Source organism: Plantibacter sp. MMLR14_011, assembly GCF_001865025.1.
Taxonomy (GTDB): domain Bacteria; phylum Actinomycetota; class Actinomycetes; order Actinomycetales; family Microbacteriaceae; genus Plantibacter; species Plantibacter flavus_A.
This window is the reverse complement of the sequence record NZ_MJGW01000002.1, coordinates 263117-286051: the sequence shown is the minus strand read 5'-3', so window position 1 is coordinate 286051 and position 22935 is coordinate 263117. Positions and strand designations below refer to the sequence as shown.

General features: G+C 69.9%; 21 protein-coding genes and 3 tRNA genes. 17 read left to right on the top strand and 7 right to left on the bottom strand.

Going from position 1 to position 22935, the window contains the following annotated elements:
• Positions 1-36: 36 nt before the first annotated feature.
• The 5 genes from BIU99_RS04160 to BIU99_RS04140 all read right to left on the bottom strand — a co-directional run bounded on the left by BIU99_RS04160 (position 37) and on the right by BIU99_RS04140 (position 2689).
• Positions 37-1308 carry an HNH endonuclease signature motif containing protein gene (locus BIU99_RS04160; protein ID WP_071259682.1) on the bottom strand — a complete coding sequence of 424 codons (1272 nt, stop codon included), beginning with the start codon at positions 1306-1308 and terminating at the stop codon, positions 37-39.
• Positions 1309-1638: 330 nt separating this feature from the next.
• Positions 1639-2067 (bottom strand): hypothetical protein, encoded by a 429-nt coding sequence (locus tag BIU99_RS04155; RefSeq protein WP_064294387.1) that lies wholly within the window; start codon positions 2065-2067, stop codon positions 1639-1641.
• A gap of 204 nt (positions 2068-2271) precedes the next feature.
• A tRNA-Phe gene (locus BIU99_RS04150) sits at positions 2272-2344 on the bottom strand.
• Between the two features lie 78 nt (positions 2345-2422).
• Positions 2423-2496 (bottom strand) — tRNA-Asp (locus BIU99_RS04145).
• A gap of 117 nt (positions 2497-2613) precedes the next feature.
• A tRNA-Glu gene (locus tag BIU99_RS04140) sits at positions 2614-2689 on the bottom strand.
• A 291-nt stretch (positions 2690-2980) separates the two neighbouring features.
• Here BIU99_RS04140 and BIU99_RS04135 point away from each other — a divergent pair.
• Positions 2981-4276: a M23 family metallopeptidase gene (locus BIU99_RS04135; protein ID WP_083397197.1), complete on the top strand. Its 1296-nt coding sequence runs from the start codon at positions 2981-2983 to the stop codon at positions 4274-4276.
• Between the two features lie 87 nt (positions 4277-4363).
• Here the strand turns inward: BIU99_RS04135 and BIU99_RS04130 are convergent, their stop codons facing one another.
• The gene (locus tag BIU99_RS04130) at positions 4364-4855 is read right to left on the bottom strand and encodes an inorganic diphosphatase (RefSeq protein ID WP_064294335.1); all 492 of its coding nucleotides are present in this window, start codon (positions 4853-4855) and stop codon (positions 4364-4366) included.
• 129 nt (positions 4856-4984) lie between these two features.
• Between BIU99_RS04130 and tilS the strand changes: the two genes are divergently transcribed.
• From tilS to BIU99_RS04075, 11 genes are all read left to right on the top strand, one after another.
• Complete coding sequence (gene tilS, locus BIU99_RS04125) at positions 4985-5992, top strand: tRNA lysidine(34) synthetase TilS (protein WP_071259832.1); 1008 nt, start codon at positions 4985-4987, stop codon at positions 5990-5992.
• A gap of 61 nt (positions 5993-6053) precedes the next feature.
• The gene (gene hpt, locus BIU99_RS04120; protein ID WP_064294334.1) at positions 6054-6605 is read left to right on the top strand and encodes a hypoxanthine phosphoribosyltransferase; all 552 of its coding nucleotides are present in this window, start codon (positions 6054-6056) and stop codon (positions 6603-6605) included.
• Between the two features lie 154 nt (positions 6606-6759).
• Complete coding sequence (gene ftsH / locus BIU99_RS04115; protein WP_064294333.1) at positions 6760-8778, top strand: ATP-dependent zinc metalloprotease FtsH; 2019 nt, start codon at positions 6760-6762, stop codon at positions 8776-8778.
• A gap of 5 nt (positions 8779-8783) precedes the next feature.
• The gene (gene folE / locus BIU99_RS04110; RefSeq protein ID WP_083397181.1) at positions 8784-9446 is read left to right on the top strand and encodes a GTP cyclohydrolase I FolE; all 663 of its coding nucleotides are present in this window, start codon (positions 8784-8786) and stop codon (positions 9444-9446) included.
• A 4-nt stretch (positions 9447-9450) separates the two neighbouring features.
• Positions 9451-10254: a dihydropteroate synthase gene (gene folP, locus BIU99_RS04105; RefSeq protein WP_071259679.1), complete on the top strand. Its 804-nt coding sequence runs from the start codon at positions 9451-9453 to the stop codon at positions 10252-10254.
• The gene (gene folB, locus BIU99_RS04100) at positions 10247-10636 is read left to right on the top strand and encodes a dihydroneopterin aldolase (protein ID WP_079003845.1); all 390 of its coding nucleotides are present in this window, start codon (positions 10247-10249) and stop codon (positions 10634-10636) included. The genes folP and folB overlap by 8 nt, the downstream gene beginning before the upstream one ends.
• Entirely contained in the window at positions 10636-11196 is a 561-nt protein-coding gene (folK, locus tag BIU99_RS04095; RefSeq protein ID WP_071259676.1) for a 2-amino-4-hydroxy-6-hydroxymethyldihydropteridine diphosphokinase, read from the top strand. Before folB ends, folK begins: the two co-directional genes overlap by 1 nt.
• Positions 11193-11672, top strand: a complete 480-nt coding sequence (locus BIU99_RS04090; RefSeq protein ID WP_064294329.1) for a DUF3180 domain-containing protein — start codon at positions 11193-11195, stop codon at positions 11670-11672. The genes folK and BIU99_RS04090 overlap by 4 nt, the downstream gene beginning before the upstream one ends.
• Positions 11629-12243 carry a PH domain-containing protein gene (locus BIU99_RS04085; protein WP_369808444.1) on the top strand — a complete coding sequence of 205 codons (615 nt, stop codon included), beginning with the start codon at positions 11629-11631 and terminating at the stop codon, positions 12241-12243. The genes BIU99_RS04090 and BIU99_RS04085 overlap by 44 nt, the downstream gene beginning before the upstream one ends.
• Positions 12240-14054, top strand: coding sequence for a PH domain-containing protein (locus BIU99_RS04080; RefSeq protein ID WP_071259674.1), 1815 nt, complete (start codon positions 12240-12242; stop codon positions 14052-14054). Before BIU99_RS04085 ends, BIU99_RS04080 begins: the two co-directional genes overlap by 4 nt.
• Positions 14051-14764: a Rossmann-like and DUF2520 domain-containing protein gene (locus BIU99_RS04075; protein ID WP_064294399.1), complete on the top strand. Its 714-nt coding sequence runs from the start codon at positions 14051-14053 to the stop codon at positions 14762-14764. Before BIU99_RS04080 ends, BIU99_RS04075 begins: the two co-directional genes overlap by 4 nt.
• Positions 14765-14835: 71 nt before the next feature.
• On the opposite strand, the gene BIU99_RS04070 is transcribed toward BIU99_RS04075, so the two are convergent.
• Positions 14836-15333, bottom strand: a complete 498-nt coding sequence (locus BIU99_RS04070; protein WP_083397180.1) for a DoxX family protein — start codon at positions 15331-15333, stop codon at positions 14836-14838.
• Positions 15334-15550: 217 nt separating this feature from the next.
• Here BIU99_RS04070 and lysS point away from each other — a divergent pair, with 217 nt between their 5' ends.
• From lysS to BIU99_RS04050, 5 genes are all read left to right on the top strand, one after another.
• The gene (gene lysS, locus BIU99_RS04065) at positions 15551-17071 is read left to right on the top strand and encodes a lysine--tRNA ligase (RefSeq protein WP_071259672.1); all 1521 of its coding nucleotides are present in this window, start codon (positions 15551-15553) and stop codon (positions 17069-17071) included.
• A gap of 41 nt (positions 17072-17112) precedes the next feature.
• Positions 17113-17259, top strand: a complete 147-nt coding sequence (locus BIU99_RS19885; RefSeq protein ID WP_153303387.1) for a hypothetical protein — start codon at positions 17113-17115, stop codon at positions 17257-17259.
• Positions 17260-17359: 100 nt separating this feature from the next.
• The gene (locus tag BIU99_RS04060) at positions 17360-17557 is read left to right on the top strand and encodes a hypothetical protein (protein WP_213014309.1); all 198 of its coding nucleotides are present in this window, start codon (positions 17360-17362) and stop codon (positions 17555-17557) included.
• Between the two features lie 79 nt (positions 17558-17636).
• Positions 17637-19106, top strand: coding sequence for a cardiolipin synthase (cls, locus tag BIU99_RS04055; protein ID WP_139205336.1), 1470 nt, complete (start codon positions 17637-17639; stop codon positions 19104-19106).
• Between the two features lie 139 nt (positions 19107-19245).
• Positions 19246-22785 (top strand): SdrD B-like domain-containing protein, encoded by a 3540-nt coding sequence (locus BIU99_RS04050; protein WP_071259669.1) that lies wholly within the window; start codon positions 19246-19248, stop codon positions 22783-22785.
• The last annotated feature ends 150 nt before the right edge of the window (positions 22786-22935 follow it).

The window sequence follows — 22935 nt, the reverse complement described above, 5'->3', positions numbered from 1 at the left end:
TGTCGAAGTGCGGTGCAGCTCAGGGATCGGAGCTGGTCAGAACGGGGCGGGATCGGGTTCGGTCCGGTGGTGCTTCCCGTCGGGTGTCGTCCACTCGAGCACCCCGCCGGGACCATGGTCGAGGTTCCAACCCGGCAGGTGCTTCATCCGGTGGTGATGTCGACACAGGCAGGCGAGATTGCCGACGTCCGTCGTCCCGCCGTCTTCCCACGCGACGGAATGGTCGAGGTCGCACGCTCTGGCTCGCCTGCCGCAGCCCGGTGCGCGACAGGTGCCGTCCCGGAGGCGCACCGCGCGTTGCAGGTCGGCCGGGACCCGGTACTGGTTCCGCCCGACGGACAGCACGGATCCCGTTTCCGGCTGGACCAGGATCCGGGTGAAGCTCGGAGCGTTCACCGCGATGCGTGCTGCGGTCTCGGGGTCGATGGGACCGTAGCCGTCGAGGGTGGCCGGGGCGTCGGGGACGCCGGCCATGCTCAGCGCGGGGACGGTGATCTGCACGGTCGGTGTGATGTGCTCCTGCACTTCGATCGGGTGCGGGAGCACCGGGCTCGACATGACGTCGTCCGGTGTGACGCCGGTGAGCGCGAGCGCCGCGAGGGCGTCCGCCTGCAGCTGTCCGCAGGTGCGGGTGTCGCCGGCGGCGCGCGACTCAGCCGCCGCGGCCTCAACCCGCTCGATGACGCCCTGGGCGATCGGCGCCGTCGTGAAGAGGTGCACCCACGCCATCCCGTCGGCGGCGGGCTCGAACTCCACCCGGCGGTCGGCCTCGGACCGCCGGGCTCGGGCGGTGATGGACTCTGGGTGGAGGCGCTCGCGGAGCACGCGGGCGCGCCTGCGGAGGTTCGCGTTGGTCGAATCCTCCGCGACCGGTAAGACTTCCGCGAGGAACACCGCCCGCCCCGCGGTCGGCACATCGCTGAGTTGGTCGATGATCGTCTGCGCGTGCCGTGCCGAGATGCGACCGGCCTCGAGGGAGGCGAGCACGGCCGGTGCGTCGTTGACGAGCCGCTCGGCGTCGTTCGTCGCACGCTGCACGGTCCGCTCAGGGGTGCGGGTCGCCATCGCGAGCGCCGCACACGTCGAACGACGGGAGAGGGCCTGCCGTTCCGCCGGCGGGAAGATCGCCGGGACCGTGGCGTCGGCGAAGGCGTCGGCGTAGGCGGCGGAGCGGACGAGCAGCCGGGCCTCACGCGCGTCGAGGGCTGCCCGCAGCCGTTGGATCTCTGCGTATTCGTCCGAGAACTCCGCGAGTTGCGCGGCGTAGTCGTCGCCGACGCGGGTCGCGGTGAGGGTGGTCTCGGTCATGGGACAAGTCCAGCATGGACCACTGACATTCCAGATGCCGAGTCGTTTCGGTTGTGGAAGTGTCCTCGTGTGCCCTTCGACAAGCTCAGGGACCGGGGGAACAGCGCCGGATTCGTGAGCTTCGTCGTGTGTCTTTCGACAGGCTCAGGGACCGGGGAAGGGTGCCGGACTCGGGAGGTCGCGCGTGTGCCCTTCGGCGGGCTCAGGGGTCGAACTTCGCCGAGCGTGCTTTCCGGTCACTGAGCTCGTCGAGGTGCGGAGGTTCCTCGTTGCTCAGGGACCGGGAGGGGGCGCTCAGGGAGCAGAGGAGGCTGGCCCATCCCGGGTGCGCTAGTAGTTCAGGCAGCGATCCGGATCCTCGGTCTCCGGAGGATCGCCCTGATACAGGGTGAAGAAGTTCTCGGCCGGACCGGACAAGGACCCGCGGGCGTGGACGCAGAGACGTGCGAGATCATCGTCGCTCCGGACGTCGGAGGTGATCCGGGACGTATCGCATGCACCGCCACCGGGCTCCAGGATCAGGTCGCGATTGGTTCCCTCGTTGTCCACCATCCAGGTCCCGGAGAAGTCGATCGGCTCGTCCGCACGGGGGTCGTCGTCACGGCTGCACTGAACCTGCGAGGGCCAGGCAGTGGCCTCGAACGTTCCGTCGTCGGCGAGCTCGAGCCGGGTGTCCCCGCTGCGCCAGGTGCCGACGGCTGCATCGCGCGGCAATCCGTACCTCGTGTCCGAGCAGGCGACGAGCGACGTGCCGAGCATGACTGCGAGCACGGAGGCTGCTATCCAGAACGCGCTTCGGGACGTCGCCCGCGGTACCTGGTCGGTCGCTCGGTGTGCCGGTCTCGATTCCACGCTGCGAGTCTGGCCGTCCTGGCAGGGGAGTGGCAACTCGGGCGGGGCATGCGGTCCGGCGGCAGGGCAAAAAAAGAACCCCCACCATGTAGAAGCTAGGTGGGGGTTCCGTGGCTCCGACGGGCGTCGATCCCGTGACCTCACGATTTTCAGTCGTGCGCTCTACCAACTGAGCTACAGAGCCGAGTACATCAGCTGCACGAACGGCGACGATGTCTCAAAAGCAGAAGCCCTCCCTTGCGAGAGGGCTTCCGACCTTTTGCGACCCTGACGGGACTTGAACCCGCGACCTCCGCCGTGACAGGGCGGCACGCTAACCAACTGCGCTACAGGGCCATACATGTTGAATTGCTGGTGATACGAACTGCGGTGATGCTGGTGTTCCTCGGTGCTTCTCGCAGTCGCGCAGACTCACTATACCTGAATCTGTGCGGCTGTTTTTCCAGTAGTCGGTGGTGACCCCAACGGGATTCGAACCCGTGCTGCCGCCGTGAAAGGGCGGTGTCCTAGGCCGCTAAACGATAGGGCCGCGAAGCCCTGAAGCTTCATGACTACCGAGCGACAAGCATACGGATGAAACCGCCGAATCCAAAATCGGGTTCGCGGAGCTGCGGTCGGCACTCCATGCCGGATGTGGCGACAGGCACCGAATGACCACTGCACGGCCCCCGGCCGGGGTTAGCCTCTGGCGTGGACCACTCCCGGATGCCGCGGCCGACGGGAGTGTCCGCAGCCGGTCCCGACCCCCGTCGGGCTAGCGTGGACAGTGGTACCGATGTGACCGATGTGACTGCAGCGAACCGAGATGGGCCCCTACTTCATGAGCAAGAAGCTTGCCGGCGCTTGGCGCCGAAGCCGGACGACCAACGCCGGATCGGCGTCATCCGTGCGGTGGCGAGGACGCCTCACCGCCGCCATCGTCATGTCGCTCACGATCGTCGGCTCGTTCGGCGTCGCCGGTCCGGCGTCCGCAGCCGACTACCCCTCGTGGGACGACGTCCAGGCGGCGAAGGGCAACGAGGCCGCCAAGGCCGCCGAAGTCACGAACATCAAGAACTTCATCGTCCAGCTGCAGGACGAACTGCAGGTCGCCCAGGACGAGGCCGAGAAACGCGGCACGGAGTTTCAGGCCGCTGAGGAGGCCTTCTTCGAGGCGGACGCCCGGGCCACCGCGATCCAGTCGCAGGCCGACGCCAAGACGACCGAGGCCGACACCGCCACGAAGCAGGCCGGTCGGGTCGCCTCACAGCTCTACCGGTCCGGCGGCGCCGACCTCAGCCTGAGCCTCTTCCTCGACGGCGAGAGCAAGGGCGCGACCGACCTCCTGTCCAAGCTCGGCAATATGAACCAGGTCGCCGAGCACAGCAACGGCGTCTACGAGCAGGCGGTCGCCGCACGCAACACCGCGGCTGCGCTCGGCGAGCAGGCCGGTGTCGCCCGCGACGAGCGCGAGTCCCTGCGTCAGGCCGCCCAGGTGGCGATGGAGGCAGCACAGGCGGCTGCGTCCGCGGCAGCCGACAAACTGGAGCAGAACCAGGAACTGATCGTCACACTCAACGCCCAGCTCAGCGCTTTGCAGGACTCCACGGCGAAGACCGTCAAGGACTACGAGGCGGGCGTCGCGGCCGCGAAGGCGAAGGCCGCGGCCGAAGCCGCCGCGCGGGGACAGAGCGCCGACGGCGGTCAGCTCAGCAGCCAGGGCTGGGCTATCCCGGCCTCCGGCAGCATCTCGGGCACCTACGGCTACCGCGACCCGATCTCCACCGGCGGCGGCAGCTCGGGCAGCTTCCACCGCGGCACCGACATCGCGGGCGGCTGCGGGATCCCGATCTACGCGGCGACCGGGGGCACCGTCAGCTACGCCGGCTGGTACGGCACCTACGGCAACTTCATCCTCATCGAGCACGGGGCCGGCGTCTCGACCGGCTACGCACACATCGTGAACGGTGGCATCCAGGTCGCTGTCGGCAGTCAGGTCTCCGCCGGACAGGTCATCGCCTACGTCGGCACGACCGGTGCCTCGACCGGCTGCCACCTGCACTTCGAGGTCCGCATCAACGGCAGCGCGATCGACGCGCAGCCGTTCATGGCCGACCGCGGTGCGCCGCTCGGCTGATCGAGCACCTCGACCCGCACGACGAAGCGGCCGACACCCGAGGGTGCCGGCCGCTTCGTCATGCGGGGTGCGGAGGTCCGCAGGGGGTCAGTGACCCTCCGCCTTGAGCTTGTCGAAGCCCGCGAGGATGATCTTCTCGGCCGCAGCGGCGTCGCCCCAGCCGTCGATCCGCGCCCACTTGCCGGGCTCGGTGTCCTTGTAGTGGACGAAGAAGTGCTCGATCTCGTCGCGCGTCGCCTGCGGGATGTCGTTCAGGTCCTGGATGTGCGACCAGCGCGGGTCCTTGTACTGCACGGCGATGACCTTGTCGTCGCCGCCGCCGTCGTCCGTCATGTGCAGCACACCGACGGGGCGGACCTTGATGCCGACGCCCGGGAAGGTCGGGAAGTCGAGCAGGACCAGGACGTCGACCGGGTCGCCGTCCTCGCCGAGGGTGTTCTCGAAGAAGCCGTAGTCGGCGGGGTAGACGAAGCTCGTGAACAGGACGCGGTCCAGGAAGACCCGACCGGTCTCGTGGTCGATCTCGTACTTGTTGCGGCTGCCCCGCGGGATCTCGATGACGGCGTCGTACTCGGCCATAAGCCTGCTCCTTGCGCGGTTGGATGACGTGGAGTCGGCGCGGTCGCCGACGAGGACCAACCATAACCGATGCGTCCCGGAGCGAACGGTGTGGGGAGGCGCTCGGCGCGGTGCAATAGCGTGGTCCGCGTGAACGACGTCCGACCCCCGCTCCACCCGTCCGTCGCCGCCCTGCGGAAGGCGGTGCGCAATGCGATCGCGGGCACGGCGCCAGCGGCGTCACGTGACGTCGCCGGTGCCGACCTGCTCGTCGCGCTGAGCGGTGGTGCCGACTCGCTCGCGCTCGCCGCCGCGACCGCGTTCGAAGCCGGAAAGGTCGGTCTGCGGGCCGGCGCCGTGATCGTCGACCACGGATTGCAAGCGGGCTCGGCCGACGTCGCGGCGCGTGCCGCGGACCAGGCGCGTGCCCTGGGGCTCGACCCCGTCCTCGTCCGCGTCGTCGAGGTGGGCTCCGAGGGTGGACCGGAGGCCGCGGCACGGGCGGCCCGGTACACCGCGCTCGACGCCGCCCGGGTCGAGGTCGGTGCGTCCCTGGTGCTGCTCGCGCACACCCTCGACGACCAGGCGGAGACCGTGCTCCTCGGCCTCGCTCGCGGGTCGGGCACGGGTAGCCTGCAGGGCATGGCGCCCGTCTCCGGTCCACTTCTCCGGCCACTGCTCGGGATCCGACGCTCCCAGACCCGCGAGGCGTGCGCGTCCGAAGGACTCGAACCGTGGCACGACCCGCACAACACCGACGACGCCTACGCGCGGGTCCGGGTCCGGGAACGGGTCCTGCCGGTGCTCGAGGCGGAGCTCGGACCGGGGATCGCCGAGGCCCTCGCCCGCACCGCCGACGCCGCCCGGGAGGATGCGGACGCCTTCGAGGAGATGATCGAGGAGACCATCGAGGAGCTCGTCGAGCACGCTGAGGCCGGGATCTCCGTCAGCGCCGGGGCACTCGCCGCCAATCCGGCGGCGCTCCGCCAGAGGATCATCCGGTACATCGTGCAGAGCGAGTTCGGCGTCTCGCTCACGAGGTCGCAGACGATCGAGGTCGCGCGGCTCGTCACCGACTGGACCGGTCAGGGTCCGATCGACCTGCCCGGCCTGACGGCGTCCCGGCACGCGGGACGCATCGTCTTCGCGGCCCGCTGATCACGGCGCTCCCGAGCAGGAGGCGCACGGGCGTCCGGGTCATCTCGCATACACTCGACGCATGGAGCAGAGCGACATTTCCGACGACCTCACGACCATCCTCGTCACCGAGCAGGAGATCCGCGACAAGCTCGCCGAACTCGCCCGGCAGATCGAGACCGACTACGCCGGGAAGGACGTCCTGCTCGTCGGCGTGCTGAAGGGCGCGGTCATGGTCATGGCCGACCTCGCGCGCGAACTCCGCATCCCGCTCTCGATGGACTGGATGGCGGTCAGCTCCTACGGCGCCGGCACGAAGTCGAGCGGTGTCGTCCAGATCCGCAAGGACCTCGACGCGGACCTCACCGGCCGCCACGTCCTGATCGTCGAGGACATCATCGACTCCGGCCTCACCCTCTCCTGGCTGCTCGAGAACTTCGCCTCGCGCGGAGCCGCGTCCATCGAGGTCTGCGCGCTCCTCCGCAAGCCCGAGGCCGCCAAGGTGCACGTCGAGTGCAAGTACGTCGGTTTCGACATCCCGAACGACTTCGTCGTCGGGTACGGCCTCGACTTCGACGAGAAGTACCGCAACCTCCGCGACGTCGGCGTCCTCGCCCCGCACGTCTACGCCTGAACCACTCCACCGACCTCACACCGCACCCCCGTTAAGCCCACGGCAAACACAGGGGAGGCATCCAGCGGCGAGGGGGTAGCCTGATTCGCGACGCGGCTCCGCCCGTCGACCCCTCCTGCAGAAAGGGAACGGGCCAGCCCCGGCCTCTCAACTTATGAACGTCAAGCGTCTCTTCAAGGGTCCCATCCCGTACCTCATCATCGCCGCCCTGGTCTTCTGGATCGGCATCAGCCTGATGAGCATGAACGGCTTCCGTGAGGTCTCCACGCAAGAGGGTCTCGCCTTCCTCGAGAAGGGGCAGGTCAAGGAGGCCGTCATCACCGACGGCGACCAGCGCGTCGACCTCACGCTGACGAAGGCCGACGACGAGTTCGGCAAGCAGGTGCAGTTCTACTACGTCGGCGCCCGTGCGGCCGACGTGGTCGAGGCCGTCGACGCCGCAGACCCGTCCGGTGGCTACAACGACAAGGTGCCCCAGCCCAGCTGGCTCCTGTCGATGCTCGGACTCCTCCTCCCGCTGCTCCTCATCGGTGTCTTCTTCTGGCTGATGCTCTCCGGCATGCAGGGCGGCGGCAACAAAGTCATGCAGTTCGGCAAGTCCAAGGCGAAGCTCGTCTCGAAGGAGTCGCCGAAGGTGACCTTCGACGACGTCGCCGGTGCCGACGAGGCGATCGAGGAGCTCGAGGAGATCAAGGACTTCCTCAAGGAGCCCGCGAAGTTCCAGGCCGTCGGTGCGCGCATCCCGAAGGGTGTCCTGCTGTACGGCCCTCCTGGAACGGGCAAGACGCTCCTCGCCCGCGCGGTCGCCGGAGAAGCCGGTGTGCCGTTCTACTCGATCTCCGGTTCCGACTTCGTCGAGATGTTCGTCGGTGTCGGTGCGAGCCGCGTCCGCGACCTCTTCCAGCAGGCCAAGGAGAACTCGCCCGCGATCATCTTCGTCGACGAGATCGACGCCGTCGGTCGTCACCGCGGCGCCGGCATGGGCGGCGGTCACGATGAGCGCGAGCAGACCCTCAACCAGCTGCTGGTCGAGATGGACGGCTTCGACGTCAAGACGAACGTCATCCTGATCGCGGCGACCAACCGCCCCGACATCCTCGACCCCGCGCTGCTGCGCCCGGGCCGCTTCGACCGCCAGATCGGCGTCGACGCCCCCGACCTCGCCGGCCGCAAGAAGATCCTCGAGGTGCACGGCAAGGGCAAGCCGCTCGCCGCGAGCGTCGACCTCGAGGTCGTCGCCCGCAAGTCGCCCGGTTTCACCGGTGCCGACCTCGCCAACGTCCTCAACGAGGCCGCACTGCTCACGGCGCGCTCCAACGCCCAGCTGATCGACAACCGCGCACTCGACGAGGCCATCGACCGCGTCATCGCCGGTCCGCAGCGCCGCACGCGCGTCATGCGCGAGCAGGAGAAGCTCATCACCGCGTACCACGAGGGCGGGCACGCGCTCGCTGCAGCGGCGATGAACAACACCGACCCCGTCACGAAGGTCACGATCCTTCCGCGCGGCCGTGCCCTCGGTTACACGATGGTGCTCCCTCTCGAAGACAAGTACTCCGTCACGCGCAACGAGCTGCTCGACCAGCTCGCCTACGCGATGGGCGGCCGTGTCGCCGAGGAGCTCGTGTTCCACGACCCGACCACGGGCGCGTCGAACGACATCGAGAAGGCGACAGGTATCGCCCGCAAGATGGTCACCGAGTACGGCATGACCACCGACGTCGGTGCCGTCAAGCTCGGGCAGTCGTCGGGCGAGATGTTCCTCGGCCGCGACATGGGCCACCAGCGCGACTACTCGGAGGAGATCGCGCAGCGGGTCGACGCCCAGGTCCGCGAGCTCATCGAGGCCGCGCACGACGAAGCCTGGCAGGTCATCACGACCAACCGGGCCGTGCTCGACCGCCTCGCCGCCGAGCTGATGGAGAAGGAGACCCTCGACCACGTCCAGCTGGCCGAGATCTTCAAGGACGTCAAGAAGCTCCCGCCGCGCCCCGTCTGGCTGTCCAGCAAGAAGCGCCCCGTCGGGTCGGGTTCGGCCGTCGGTTCCGCATCGTTCACCGCACCCATCGACTCCGGTGCGGCTGACGGCGGCGTGAGCTCCGAGCCCGAGCCCGAGGCTCCCGCGAAGCCCAAGCGCACCCGCGCGACGAAGCCGCGACCGGCGACCGCCTAGCCCGCATGACCCACGGCGAGCACACCGCGGACGACGCGGTCGCAGCCGCGCAGGCCGAGCCCGATCAGGGCTCGGTCTCGCGGTCGTCGGTGGACCGCGAACGGATCGCCGCAGCGGTCCTCGAGATCCTCGAGGCGATCGGCGAGGACCCCTCCCGCGACGGCCTCGCCGACACCCCCTCGCGCGTCGCCGATGCGTACGCGGAGTTCTTCGGCGGCGTCGGCCAGGACGCCGGCGTGCACCTGGCCCGCCCCATCCCGATCGAGGAGGGCGCGACCAGTGATGTCGTGCTCGTCCGGGACATCGCCTTCCGTTCCGTGTGCGAGCACCATCTGCTCCCGTTCCTCGGCACGGCGCACATCGCCTACCTGCCTGACGAACTCGTCATCGGCCTCGGTGCCCTGCCGAAGCTCGTCGACACACTCGCCTCGCGCCCGCAGGTCCAGGAGCGCCTGAGCGAGCAGATCGCCGACACCCTCGTCGAGCGGCTCGCGCCTCGCGGCGTCCTCGTCGTGCTCCAAGCCGCGCACGGCTGCGTCTCGATGCGCGGATCGCGCCAGTCGACGAGCACCACCGTCACCATCGCCAGCCGTGGAGCCCTGGCCGATCCGGCCGCGCGGGCCGAGCTGATGGTCCTGATCGGCGCGTCCGCCGACCAGGCGGGGTGATCACATGTTCCAGATCATGGGCGTCGTCAACGTCACCCCCGACTCGTTCAGCGACGGCGGCCGGTACCTCGACGTCGACGACGCCGTCGCCCACGGGCTCGAGCTCATCGCGGCCGGCGCCACCATCATCGACGTCGGCGGCGAATCGACGCGGCCTGGTGCCGCCCGGGTCGACACCCGCGAGGAGCAGCACCGGGTCGCACCCGTCATCGCGGCGTTGGCCGCCGCTGGTGCGCGAGTGAGTATCGACACGATGAACGCGGACACCGCCAGTGCCGCGGCCGACGCCGGTGCCTCGATCATCAACGACGTCTCCGGTGGCCTCGCCGACGACCGGATGCCGGGCGTGATGGCGGCGTCCGGTCTCGACTGCGTCATCAGCCACTGGCGCGGGCACTCGGCCGACATGGCGAGCCGCGCCACCTACACCGATGCGGCGGTCGATGTCGCTCGGGAACTCGACGACCGGGTGACGACCCTCCGTGCTCAGGGCGTCGACCCCGGCCGGATCGTCGTCGATCCGGGCCTCGGGTTCTCCAAGCACGCCGAGCACAACTGGCGCATCCTCGCCCGACTCGACCTGCTGCGCGAGCTCGGGTACCCGGTGCTGGTGGGCGCGTCCCGCAAACGGTTCATCGGAGCGCTCCTCCCCGAGGACGCCTCGATGCAGGCGCGCGATCTGCCGAGCGCCGTGGTGAGCGTGCTGGCCGCGCAGGCCGGAGCCTGGGGTGTGCGCGTCCACGACGTCGCCGCCACCAGACTCGCTCTCGATACCCTCGATGCATGGCAAGGTGGAGCCGATGACTGATTCGATCACCCTCACGGGCCTGCGGGCGTTCGCGCACCACGGCGTCTTCGACTTCGAGCGCGAGGCCGGACAGGAGTTCGTCATCGACGTCACCGTGTCGCTGGACCTCCGCCCGGCCGCCGGCGGCGACGAGCTCGGCGCGACCATGCACTACGGGGAGCTCGCCGAAGCGGTCGTGGCGGCCGTCGAGCGCGACCCGGTCGATCTCATCGAGACCGTGGCCGAGCGCATCGCCGACGTGGTGCTCGCGAACGAGCGCGCGGAAGCGGTCCGGGTCACCGTGCACAAACCGAGCGCCCCGATCACGGTGCCCTTCGCGGACGTGGCGGTGACGATCGAGCGCACCCAGGCCGACCGTACTGCGACCGGGCGGGCCGTCTGATGGTCTCGCGCACACCGATCCACGACCCCGCCCGTCGGCCCGGACCGCCGAAGCCTCGTGCCGTCTGGGCCGTCGTGGCCATCGGGGCCAACCTGGGGGACCGCCGCGCGACGATCGCACAGTCGGTGGAAGACCTCGCCGCCGTCGACGGGGTGCTCGAGGTGCGCCCGTCGCCGCTCGTCTCGAGCGCGGCCGTCAAGCCTACCGGCGTCGACGAGTCGGCTCCGGCCTACCTCAACGGTGTCGCGGCCGTCCGCACCCGCCTCCAGCCGCACGCGCTCCTCGACGAACTCCAGCGGATCGAACTCGCGCACGGCCGCGTCCGCGAGGAGCGCTGGGGCGACCGGACGCTCGACCTCGACCTCATCGCCTATGACGACGAGACGATCGACGACGATCGCCTGACGGTCCCGCACCCGCGAGCCGCCGAGCGCGGATTCGTCGTCGTGCCCTGGCTGCTCCTCGACCCCGACGCGACGCTGCCCGGCGTCGGCCGCCTCGACACCCTTGCGGCCGCAAAGGACGGCTCCGTGGTCCCCGACGACGGCACGCACCCGTGAGCCGCACCACCGCGACACCGCTCATCGTCCTCGCCGGGGTGGGCGTCGTCGTCGGCTTCCTCGTCGAGGTCGCGATGGTCTCCGGCGGACGCGCGTCGATCATCCCACCCGTCACCCTCGCGGTCTCGCTCGTGGCGGTCGCGATCATCCTCATCGCCCTGTCCTGGCCGATCCGCCGCAGCACGACCGGTCGCGCCACCCGCCGGATCGATCCGTTCCGCGCCATGCGGGTCGCCGCGCTCGCGAAGGCCTCGAGCCATGCCGGCTCCCTGGTGGCCGGGGCGACCGTCGGGATCCTGCTCTTCGTCCTGACCCGCCCGATCCTGCCCGCGATAGGCTCGTTGTGGCTGGTGATCGCGTCCATCGTGGGATCGGTCGCACTCGTCGTCGCCGCCTTGGTGGCCGAGTGGTTCTGCACCGTTCCGAAGGATGATGATGACGACGCCGCACCCGGGGGAGCCCCGTCCCACACCTGATCAGCCCGCTGAACGGCCGCTGATCGAGACGCCGCTGGAGGAGCTGTCGTCGCCGGAGGCGGACCAGGTCGGCCCTGCGGAGCAGAGCGGCAAGCGGCTGGAACTGCCCGATGCCGAGTGGCGCCGCGTGAGTCGCAAGCTCATCGCCGTCGAGTTCATCTCCGAGGGCGCCGGCCTCGTGCTCGTCACGGCGGCCGTGGTCTTCGTCGCGCTCGTCTGGGACTGGACCTGGATCTGGTGGCCGTTCGCCGCGTTCGCCGTGATCTCCCTGATCGCCGCGGCATTCATCCCGCGCCGGATCCGATCGATCGGGTACCAGCTGCGCGCGGACGACCTGTTGTTCCGCCGGGGGATCATGTGGCAGCGCTTCGTCGCCGTGCCCTACGGGCGCATGCAGCTCGTCGACATCAACCGCGGGCCCCTCTCGCGGGCGTTCGGCCTCGCCGACCTCAAGTTCGTGACCGCCTCCGCCTCGACCGGTGTGGTGATCAACGGGTTGCCGGAAGCCGAGGCCGAGGGGCTGCGCGACCACCTCGTCGCCGTGGCGGAGAGTCGGCGGACCGGACTGTGAGCGAGCACCAGGCGGCAGGACCGCCGGAGCGGTTCGAGGCTCCGGCCGCGGGTCCTCGGGTGAAGCCGACGGCCGAGGCGATCGTCCCACGGGTGGCCGGACAGAGTCTCGTCGACGGACAGTGGCACCGGCTGCATCCGGCGACGCCGTTGCTCCGAGGTGGGATCGCGTTCGTCGCCATCCTCGGCATCGTCATCGCGAACCTCCGCGAGCGACTCATCGAGTTCTTCATCCCCGCTCCCGGGATGGAGCAGCCGACCGACCCGATCGACTACATCCTCAACCACGGCTTCGTCGGGTGGGTGCTCCTCGCGATCGCCGTCGGGCTCATCGTGGTGATCGCCGTGTTCTGGTTCTCCTGGCGCATGCACACCTTCCGGGTCACCGACGAGGCGGTGGAGGTGCGCAGCGGGATCCTGTTCCGCACGAACCGCAAAGCCAAGCTCGACCGCATCCAGGGCGTCTCGATCGAGAAGCCGCTCCTCGCCAGGCTCATCGGGGCCTCGCGCATCAACGTGAGCGTCGCGGGCCAGGACGCGAACGTCAAACTCGAGTACCTGTACGGTGTCGACGCCGACGGCCTCCGCCGGGACGTACTCACGCTCGCGAGCGGGGTGAAGCTCGCCGAACGCCGGCAGTCCGCAGCAGCCGTCGACCCGGCCGACCCGACCCTGCCGCCGCAATCGGTGCCCGACGGCGCCGGCGGGGTGTCCCGGTTCGTCACCGAGCGCGTCGACGACTTCATCTCGCCCGAACTCGACCCGGAGGAGGCGGTGCCGGACTCCGTCGTGCGCCTGACGCTCGGGCGCCTGGTCGGGTCCACGCTGCTCAGCCCGTTCACCGTGATCGTCCTGATCTCGGTCGTGGTCGGTGTCGTGCTCCTCGTCAACGGCCTGGACTGGGCCTGGTTCTGGCTCGTCCCCATGGTGCTGAGTCTCGGGGCCTTCGTCTGGTCGAGCGTGACGAAGTCGTTGCGCTACAGCATCGCCGCGACACCCTCGGGCGTCCGCATCGGCTTCGGGCTCTTCTCGACGACCAACGACACCGTCCCGCCCGGCCGGATCCATGCGATCGAGGTGTCGCAGCCCATCATCTGGCGCCCGTTCGGCTGGTGGCGGGTTCGGATCAACAAGGCCGGCCTGTCCCTGGAGCAGGCCGCTCGCGGTGCGACGAGCAATACGGTGTTGCCGGTCGGGTCGCTCGTGGACGCCGCGCAGGTCGTGGAGTTGATGCTCGCGGGCCGCATCGACGGCAGCGCCTGGGCGCCCCTGCAATCGGCCCTCGCCACACGCGACGGCGTCGGTTTCGTGGGCTCGCCCCGCCGCTCGCGATGGATCAACTGGTTCTCCTGGCGTCGTACCGGCTACGCCCTGCGGGACGGGATGCTGCTGTTCCGGCAGGGGGTGGTCTGGCGCAAACTCCACATCCTGCCGCTCGCACGCTTGCAGAGCATCCGGATCGACCAGGGACCGCTCCTGCGCGCGCTCGACCTCGCCTCCGCGACCGCGCACACGGTCCCCGGCCCGGTGATCGCCAAGCTCCCGGCCATGGCCCGCGACGAGGCGGTGCGGATGTTCGATGCGGCGTCGGAGGCGATCGTGGTCGCGCAGTCGACCGACCGCAGTCACCGGTGGGCGAGCTTCGACCCCGATCACCAGCCGTCCGAGGCGCAGGCGACGGCGCCCTACCTCGATGAGCCGACGGCGCAGTCCGCGTCGGTGACGCGGCCGGACGCCGAGCCGTGGCAGGAGCAGCGGCCGACTCCGTCCGTCCCGCTCCCGACGACCGACCACGACCGGAGGACCACGTGAGCGCGGAACGACGGAGCGCCAGACTCGGCATCGGGATCATCGGGAGTGGTCGCGTCGGCCCGGTCATCGGAGCGGCGCTCGGGGGAGCCGGACACGCGATCGTCGGCATCACCGCGGTGTCGGAGGAGAGCCTCGAACGGGCGAACGCCCTGTTGCCGGACGTCCCGGTGCTCGATCCGACCGAGGTGGTCGAGCGGAGTGAACTCGTCGTCATCGCCGTACCGGATGCGCAACTCGCGTCGTTGGTCGAAGGGCTCGCGGCGGTCGGTGCGTGGCAGCCGGGTCAGCTCGTCGCCCACACCTCGGCTCGGTTCGGGACCGCAGTCCTCGCTCCCGCCGCGAAGGCCGGCGCCATCCCGTTGGCATTGCACCCCGCGATGGTGTTCACCGGGACGAGCCTCGACCTCGCCCGGCTCCACGAGACGTCGTTCGCCGTGACCGCACCGGCCCCGGTCCAACCGATCGGGCAGGCGCTCGTGGTCGAGATGGGCGCGGAGCCCGTGATCATCGCCGAGGCCGATCGAGCGGCCTACGCCGAAGCGGTGGAGACGGCCGCGAGCTTCTCCCGCGCGGTCGTGCAGCAGGCGACGGGTCTGCTCCAGGACATCGGCGTGGAGAACGCCGGCGGCTTCCTGTCGTCGCTCGTGCGCTCGTCTGTCGACGAGGCCCTGCGCGGTGCGACCACGCCCGACGTCGACGAGCTGCTCTAGCCGGGTGGACGGATCACCGCCCGCCCACCCGAGTCGGGGCAGGCGGGCGGATCCGAGTCAGCCGACCCGTGTCAGCGGCTGCGGCGGCGACGGATCAGCGCGTCGATCGCGAGTCGGCCCGGGCCCGCGAGGGTGAGCGCGAGCGACGCGAGTGCGAGCAGCATGACGTACTCGAAGCCACCGTCGGCGGCGTAGAACCCCGCCGGCAGGTGCACGAGCACCATCGCCACGGCCATCGTCACCGCGAGCAGGGCGCCCACGATGCGCGTGCCGAGGCCGACGATGAGCAGCAGGCCACCGACCACCTCGAGACCGGCGACGACGACCGCCGCGACCTCGGGAGCCGGGATGCCCATGCCGCCGAACCCGGAGGCGACGCCCGGAATGGAGTCGACGAGGAACTTCTGGAGCCCGTGCGCGATGAAGACCACGCCGAGCGCCAGGCGCAGGAGGAGGAGACCGGCGTCGATCCCCACCTGTCCGCGCGTCGCGGCGGAGGAGGCCGGGACCGGTGGGACGGTGGTGGCTTCGCGGTGGTCGGTGTGCTGGTGGTCGGAGAGCGTCGTCATGACGAGCCTTTCGAGTTCGTTTCCGGCGTCGGTGCCCCCGATCGGGACTCCTGTCCTTCGAGCCAAGCACGGCCCGGGTGCCCGGCGGTGTCCTCCGAATGGTTCTTCGCAGACCCTTGTCAGGCCGTCGATAGCCGGTTCATAGGAAGCCGGCCGTGCGCGCGGCCCGTACGGTCCCCGGTAAACTCCAGTGACCGCACGAGGAGAATCCCACCGCATGACTGACACGACGCCAGAGCCGATCGACGACGCAGCAGAGCAGGCAGAGCTCTCCGAGCAGAAGGCCGTCCGGCTGGCGAAGCGCCAGCGCCTCATCGACGAGGCGACGTCTGGTGCCGGTGGCGCGTACCCCGTCACCCTCCCCATCACCGACACGATCCCGGCGGTGCGTGCCCGCTTCGGCGACCTCCAGCCCGACGAGGCGACCGGCGTCACGGTCGGCGTCGCGGGCCGCGTCGTGCACCTGCGCAACACCGGCAAGCTCTGCTTCGCCAGCCTCCAGTCGGGCGACGGCAGCCGCATCCAGGCGATGGTGAGCCTCGCCAGCGTGGGCGACGAGCAGCTCGCGGCCTGGAAGGAGCTCGTCGACCTCGGCGACCACGTCTTCGTCTCCGGCGAGGTCATCTCCAGTCGTCGTGGCGAGCTGTCGATCATGGTGGCCGAGTGGACCATCGCGGCGAAGGCGATCCTGCCCCTGCCGAACCTCCACAATGAGCTCAACGAGGAGACGAGGGTCCGGAGCCGGTACCTCGACCTCATCGCCCGCGACCAGGCGCGCAAGAACGTGCTCGACCGGGCCAAGACGGTCGCGAGCCTCCGCCAGACCTTCACGGAGCGCGACTTCGTCGAGGTCGAGACGCCGATGCTCCAGGTCATGCACGGTGGAGCCTCGGCCCGCCCGTTCGTCACCCACTCGAACGCGTTCGACACCGAGCTCTACCTGCGCATCGCGCCCGAACTGTACTTGAAGCGCGCCGTCGTCGGCGGCATCGACCACGTCTACGAGATCAACCGCAACTTCCGCAACGAGGGCGCCGACTCCACGCACAGCCCCGAGTTCGCCATGCTCGAGGCGTACGAGGCGTACGGCGACTACGGCACCATGGCCGACCTCACGCAGACCCTCATCCAGAACGCCGCGCTCGCGACGAGCGGGAGCCACATCGTCACCTGGGCCGACGGCACGCAGTTCGACCTCGGTGGCGAGTGGGACCGCATCTCGATGTTCGAGAGCCTTTCGGCCGCGGCGGGCGTCGAGATCACTCCGCAGACGCCGATCGAGGAACTCAAGGCGCTCGCCGAGCGTGAAGGCGTCGAGGTCCCGCACCCCATCCACGGCAAGTACGTCGAGGAGCTGTGGGAGCACTTCGTCAAGGGCGGCCTCGAGCGCCCGACCTTCGTCATGGACTTCCCCGTCGACACGAGCCCGCTCGTGCGCGCCCACCGCTCGATCGAGGGCGCCGTCGAGAAGTGGGACCTCTACGTCCGCGGCTTCGAGCTCGCCACCGGCTACTCCGAACTCGTCGACCCGGTCGTGCAGCGCGAACGGTTCATCGAGCAGGCGAAGCTCGCCGCGCAGGGCGATGTCGAGGCCATGCGTCTCGACGAGGAGTTCCTGCGGGCGCTCGAGTTCGGGATGCCGCCGTCCGGCGGTATGGGGATGGGCATCGACCGTCTCCTCATGGCGCTCACCGGCCTCGGCATCCGCGAGACGATCCTCTTCCCCCTGGTCAAGTAGCTGCCACCCGGCAGCACGACCACCGACAGTCAGGCGCGACGATGAGCATGATGGACCCCGGCGACCACCAGGACCCGAAGAAGCAGGGGCCGACGACGGCGCGCATCACGATCTGGATCGTGGTCGGCGGGATCGGCCTGTACCTCGTCGTCAGCGGTCTGTGGGGCGCTCTCGCCGGAGGCTCCTGAGCCGGGTGCGCGCCCGTTCGGGATCGCGCCACCACGTCGTTCCGGTCCCTGAGCCGGCTCTCCGGTCCCTGAGCCTGTCGAAGGGCGGTACGATTGACGGGTGATCGAAGACTACTGGCTCAACGCGCTCTGGTCGCTGCTGCCCACCGTGGTCGTCGGCATCATCTTCTGGGTCGTCATGCGCGCCATCCTGCGGTCCGACCGCAACGAGCGCAAGGCGTACGCGCAGGTCGAGGCGGAGCAGCGCGCGAAGCTCGGTCTCCCGCCGGTCGAGCCCTCCGGCCCCCGCGAGGTCTGATCCCGCACCTATCACGTGGCGAGGTCGCCCCACAGCTGTCCGGCATGGTCAGTAGGCTGGAGCCTCGGCAGCTGAGCGGATGGGCGACATGACGATCGAGTTCTCCTGGAACTGGCTGGGCATCACGGCCCTCGTCCTGGACTTCATCATCCGTGTCATCGCGGTGATCGTCGTCCCGCGCAACCGGCGCCCCACCGCGGGGATGGCCTGGCTGCTCGCGATCTTCCTCATCCCGTACGTCGGTGTCATCGCCTTCCTCCTCATCGGGAACCCGAAACTCCCGCGGGCGCGCCGGCGGAAGCAGTACGACATCAACGTCTACATCCGCCAGACGACGCGCGACCTCGTCAAGGCGAACCTGACGTCGAACGCGCCGGCCTGGTTCCGCTCGGTCGTGACGCTCAACCGCAATCTCGGATCGATGCCGCTGCAGGGCGGGAATACCGCGAGTCTCATCGGTGACTACGAGGCATCACTCCACGCCATGGCCGAGGAGGTCGACCGCGCCGAGCAGTTCGTGCACGTCGAGTTCTACATCCTCACCTGCGACCGCACCACGAAGCCGTTCTTCGACGCCCTCGAGCGTGCGGTGGCCCGCGGCGTGACGGTCCGAGTGCTGCTCGACCACTTCGCGAGCTGGCGGACCCCCGACTACAAGCACACGCTGAAGCGCCTCACCACGATGGGTGCCCAGTGGGCGCTCATGCTGCCGCTCCAGCCGTTCAAGGGCAAGTTCCAGCGTCCCGACCTCCGGAACCACCGCAAGATGGTGATCGTCGACGGCGCGGTCGCGTTCATGGGCTCGCAGAACATGATCGACCGGAGTTACAACAAGCCGGGCAACATCAAGCGGGGTCTCCAGTGGCAGGAGCTCATGACGCGGGTGGAGGGCCCCGGTGTCGCGGGGATCAACACGATCTTCCTGAGCGACTGGTACAGCGAGACGGGCGACGTCCTGTCGCACGAGGTCGGCCTGCTCGAGGCCCGACCGGTTGGGGACCTCGAACTGCAGGTCGTACCGAGCGGGCCGGGGTTCGACGGCGACAACAACCTCAAGTTGTTCCTCACCCTCATCTACGCAGCTCAGCGGCGCATCGTCATCACGAGTCCGTACTTCGTACCCGACGAGTCGTTGCTCGCAGCGGTCACGACCGCCGTCCAGCGCGGTGTGCCGGTCGACCTGTTCGTCTCGGAGATCGGCGACCAGGCGATGGTGTGGCACGCGCAGCGCTCCTACTACGAGGCGCTCCTGCGGGCCGGCGTGCGGATCTTCCAGTACCCGGCGCCGTACATCCTCCACGCGAAGCACTTCACGATCGACGACGACGTCGCCGTGATCGGATCGAGCAACATGGACATGCGTTCCTTCGGCCTCAACCTGGAGGTCTCGCTGATGGTCCGCGGTCGCGAGTTCGTCCAGGAGATGCGGGGCGTCGAAGACGGATACCGGGAGATCAGCAAGGAGCTGACGCTCGCGGAATGGTTGAAGCAGCCGCTGCGGTCGACGGTGCTCGACAACCTCGCGAGGCTCACCTCCGCGCTCCAGTAGGCGTCACCCGTCGACGCACCGACGCCCCGATCATCCGACAGCTGCCCGTCTTCGTCCGGACCTGTGGATATCCCAGATATCAGTTGACCCCATTGTGTAACGTGTGACCGCCCCCTCTCGTCAAGAAGGTCGGACCCACGTGAACACCATCCTCTTCCGCAGGGCGCTCGGCGCCCTGTCCGTCGCCGCCGTGACCGGGGGCGCGCTGCTCCCGGCCGCGACGCCTGAACCCGCGGCCGCGCCGGCGCCCGACATCGTCTCGGCCGCCACCGACGTCTCGGAACGGGCGCTCGGGCTTACCACCGTGCTCCAGCGGACCGCCACCGGCAGCGTCCCGTTCGACGCCGAGCCGGGGCCCGGGCTCGACGTCTCTCCGGACGACCCCGTGCTGCGTTCCCACGACGCGGTCACCTACACGATCGAGGTGCAGCTGCGCGGTGCCGCCGAGGACGACCGGGTGGTCGTCCGTCAGCGCCTACCCGAGGGACTCCGATGGCCGCCCGTCGCCCAGCTCCCGGGGTACTGTGCCGCGGGCTCGACCGTCAGCGACGATCGCTCGGTCGTCGACTGCGTGCGGACCGACGTCCTGCCGAACTCGGTGAGCGCGATCGACCTCACGGCCGTGCTCGCATCCTCCCCGCCGAACGGCACGGTCATCACCGCGCCGCAGAGCGGGATCGAGACCATCGCGATCGACGCGGCCGACGGCTCGGAGATCCGTGCCAGCACGACCGCACCCGATCTCGTCGTCAGCAGCGCTCCCCGCGTCAACGTGGGTGTGAAGCGCGGTCCGATCGTCGCCGACGTCACGGAGCGCGACGGCACGCGAGGCTGGTACGTCGCGCACGACACCGCCCTCTCGGTCACCGGGTTCGGCACCGACGAGGGCCGAGGCGCCCGAGGTTCCGGCAACGTGGTCGAAGACGTGACCTTCCGGATCGACCTCGGCGGGTACCCGGCCGGCACCCGCCTGGCCACGGTGAACCCCGAGGGGCGACCGGTCTCGAACAGCTGCCTCGTCGGCGCCTTCGACACCGCGGTCTTCCCGAAGGCCGGCGGCGGGGGCACCGACGCGGTCACGGACTCCGGGACCTGGTCCTGCGAACTCGAACCCGATGGTCGTTCCGCGCTCGTCACCATCAGCGGCGCCGATCTGAGCGGCGACCACATCCCGACCCGGTCCGCCTCGGGCGCCGCGATCACCGCGCAGGGTTTCCTCGCGATCGGCCGGTTCGGCGTGTTCGTGCCCGAGTCCGTGGTGCCGTCGAACGGCTCCCTGCCGGTGCGGCTCGACCTCACCGACCTCGACGTCCGGGGTGTCACCGCCGACGGGACACCCCTCCCGAACGCCCCCGAACCGCTCACCGACAACACGGCCAACGCGACGATCGCCCAGCGCACCGGTGGCGGCGAGCACACGACGCGCTACGTCGACCGCCGGACGGAGAACCGTCTGGTACCGGGGCAGAGCACGGCCGGCTCCGGAGACGGGCCCGTCGCCGGCGGACAACGCTTCGAACAGACGGTCGCCTGGAACAACACCACGACGAGCCCCCTCACGGGAGCGGTGCTCTGCGCGGTCTTCGACCCGGCCACGCAGCGCGTCGGTGAGCGTCCCGGAGGCGGTGCCCCGGCCGAATCCCGGACCACCGGTGGGCCCGTGATCGTCGAGTACGGCACGACGCCGAGCGTCGACACGACGGCCGACGCGGAGACGCGCCAGACGCAGATGGACGCGACCACGTGCGAGGACGCCGACGACACCTGGGTCTCGGACCCGTCGCTCGTCGACACCGAGGACATCACCAGGGTCCGTCTCCGTCCGGTCGACGGTGTGCTCCCGCCCCGGACGGGCGTCACCCTGTGGGTACAGCTCCAGGCGGTGCAGGGCCTCGAGGTGGGCACCCGTCTCACCGAGACCTACAGTGTGAAGTCCTCCGGCAATGGGGAGGACCGTGAGTCGGCGAGCTCCTGGGTCGAGGACGGCTGGTGGCACGGACGGTATCGCGCCACCGACGACAACGCCCAGTACCCGCGAGGCGATCAGCTGGTCGCCGCGAACGCGGCGGTCGCTCTGAACAAGCGCGCGACCTCGCCCCAGGTCACTCCCGGCGCACCGGCCCCCATCGCCGCCGGCTCCCCGATCACCTTCGAGGTCCGGCCGGAGATCGTCACGCCGGACGGCGTGGCCGACCGGGCTGCGGGTGTCACCGTCTCAGACTCCCTACCGGCCGGCTTCGTCTTCGACGCCGAATCGGCGACGCCGCCCGCGACGACCGCTGTGGCGCAGCCCGATGGGAGCACGCTCCTCACCTGGGACCTCGGTCGGATCAGGCGGGGCGCGGAGCCGGTGATCACCTACACCGCGATCTCCGATCGCTTCGTGGTGGGCCAGTTCCTCAATCGCGCGATCGTCGCGAGTCCCGACGACCCCGGATCGCTGTCGGACTTCCCGACGGACGCCGGCAAACTCGACGCCCACTACTCCTGGCAGTCGATGGTGGTCAGCACCCCCTCGGGGCTGCAGATCGACAAGCACGTCGCCCGGTCCGTCGTCGAGTTCGGCGACGCGGTCGAGGTCGACGTCGTCTTCGGGAACATGAGCGCCGGGGCCGTGCAGCGCGAGGTCCGGATGATCGACGTCCTCCCGTACCCGGGCGACGAACGCGGCTCGACCGGGCAGGGCGTCCTGGCGGGTCCGGCCACGTCGGACGGCGCAGACCTCCGCTATACGGCGGCCCCCGGTGATGCGGTCGCGAGCCACGTCGACCCCGTCGTCGACGACGGCTTCGGCACCCTGCCGGACGGAGCACGGTGGTGCGCGGCGGACGAGTTCGGCACGACCGGGTGCCCGGCGTCCATCGCAGCGGCGACCGCGATCGAGGCCACCGTCGCCGAGCTCGCGCCGTTCGCGCCGGTGGTCGTCGACTACGAGCTGACGACCACCGGTGCCGCGGTCGACGCCCGGTTCGTGAACGACGCCGTCGTGCACTCCGCGACGCAATCGCTCGGCGCACAATCGCCGCAGGTCGCGGCCCGGTTGGTGAGCTCGGCGCTCGGGGAACGCATCTGGTGGGATCTCGATGCGAACGGGCTCGACGACGACGGGCTCGACGGGACGCCGGGGCCTGGTGTCGCAGACGTCGAGCTCGAACTGATCGGCACCGACAAGCACGGTGAGCCCGTCACCCGGGCCGTCACGACAGACGCCGACGGGCGGTACCGGTTCGATGCGCTCCGCTCCGGTGCCTACCGGATCGACGTGCGACTCCCGGACGACCTGGTGGCCGATGCCACGTCGCCTCGGGTCGGCGACGACGATCTCCGGAACTCCGCGATCGACCCGGCGGAGTGGGTCATGCCGGACATCGTGATCGCGGACCCGTCGCCGAGCGGAGCCGACGGCGAGGATCTCCGTTGGAACGGTGGGCTCATCGCGACCGAGCCCGGGACCGGCCCGGATCCTGAGGGGCCGGGCGTGACGCCGGGTGGATCGGAGGGCTCGACCGGTCGGGACACCGCGAGTCCGCTCGCCGTCACCGGCGCCGGGCTCACGACCGGGGCACTGCTCGCGGCCGGCCTGCTCGTCGTCGCCGGTCTGCTCGTCCTGGCCCTGCGGCGGACGCGACGGCTCGTCGCATCGGAGCAGCCGACGGACGGCCCGGTCACGACCGAGTGACGAGGCCGTGAGTCGGGCCGCGGGATCGATGTCCCGCGGCCCGACCCGGCTCCGAATGTCCGCAGAATCGACCCCGGACCGAGGGGTGGGCGCTCCCTATACTGGGGTCAAGTCAGGCCCACGACGGCGTCGCCTGCTCCCGGTCGACCC

Coding starts and splice junctions, on each gene's coding strand:
- BIU99_RS19885 (WP_153303387.1), top strand. CDS start 17,113: ATGAGCATGATGGACCCCGGCGACCACCAGGACCCGAAGAAGCAGGGG.
- BIU99_RS04135 (WP_083397197.1), top strand. CDS start 2,981: ATGAGCAAGAAGCTTGCCGGCGCTTGGCGCCGAAGCCGGACGACCAAC.
- hpt (WP_064294334.1), top strand. CDS start 6,054: ATGGAGCAGAGCGACATTTCCGACGACCTCACGACCATCCTCGTCACC.
- BIU99_RS04155 (WP_064294387.1), bottom strand. CDS start 2,067: ATGCTCGGCACGTCGCTCGTCGCCTGCTCGGACACGAGGTACGGATTG.
- ftsH (WP_064294333.1), top strand. CDS start 6,760: ATGAACGTCAAGCGTCTCTTCAAGGGTCCCATCCCGTACCTCATCATC.
- folB (WP_079003845.1), top strand. CDS start 10,247: ATGACTGATTCGATCACCCTCACGGGCCTGCGGGCGTTCGCGCACCAC.
- BIU99_RS04130 (WP_064294335.1), bottom strand. CDS start 4,855: ATGGCCGAGTACGACGCCGTCATCGAGATCCCGCGGGGCAGCCGCAAC.
- cls (WP_139205336.1), top strand. CDS start 17,637: ATGGGCGACATGACGATCGAGTTCTCCTGGAACTGGCTGGGCATCACG.
- BIU99_RS04070 (WP_083397180.1), bottom strand. CDS start 15,333: ATGACGACGCTCTCCGACCACCAGCACACCGACCACCGCGAAGCCACC.
- folK (WP_071259676.1), top strand. CDS start 10,636: ATGGTCTCGCGCACACCGATCCACGACCCCGCCCGTCGGCCCGGACCG.
- BIU99_RS04160 (WP_071259682.1), bottom strand. CDS start 1,308: ATGACCGAGACCACCCTCACCGCGACCCGCGTCGGCGACGACTACGCC.
- folE (WP_083397181.1), top strand. CDS start 8,784: ATGACCCACGGCGAGCACACCGCGGACGACGCGGTCGCAGCCGCGCAG.
- BIU99_RS04085 (WP_369808444.1), top strand. CDS start 11,629: ATGATGACGACGCCGCACCCGGGGGAGCCCCGTCCCACACCTGATCAG.
- folP (WP_071259679.1), top strand. CDS start 9,451: ATGTTCCAGATCATGGGCGTCGTCAACGTCACCCCCGACTCGTTCAGC.
- lysS (WP_071259672.1), top strand. CDS start 15,551: ATGACTGACACGACGCCAGAGCCGATCGACGACGCAGCAGAGCAGGCA.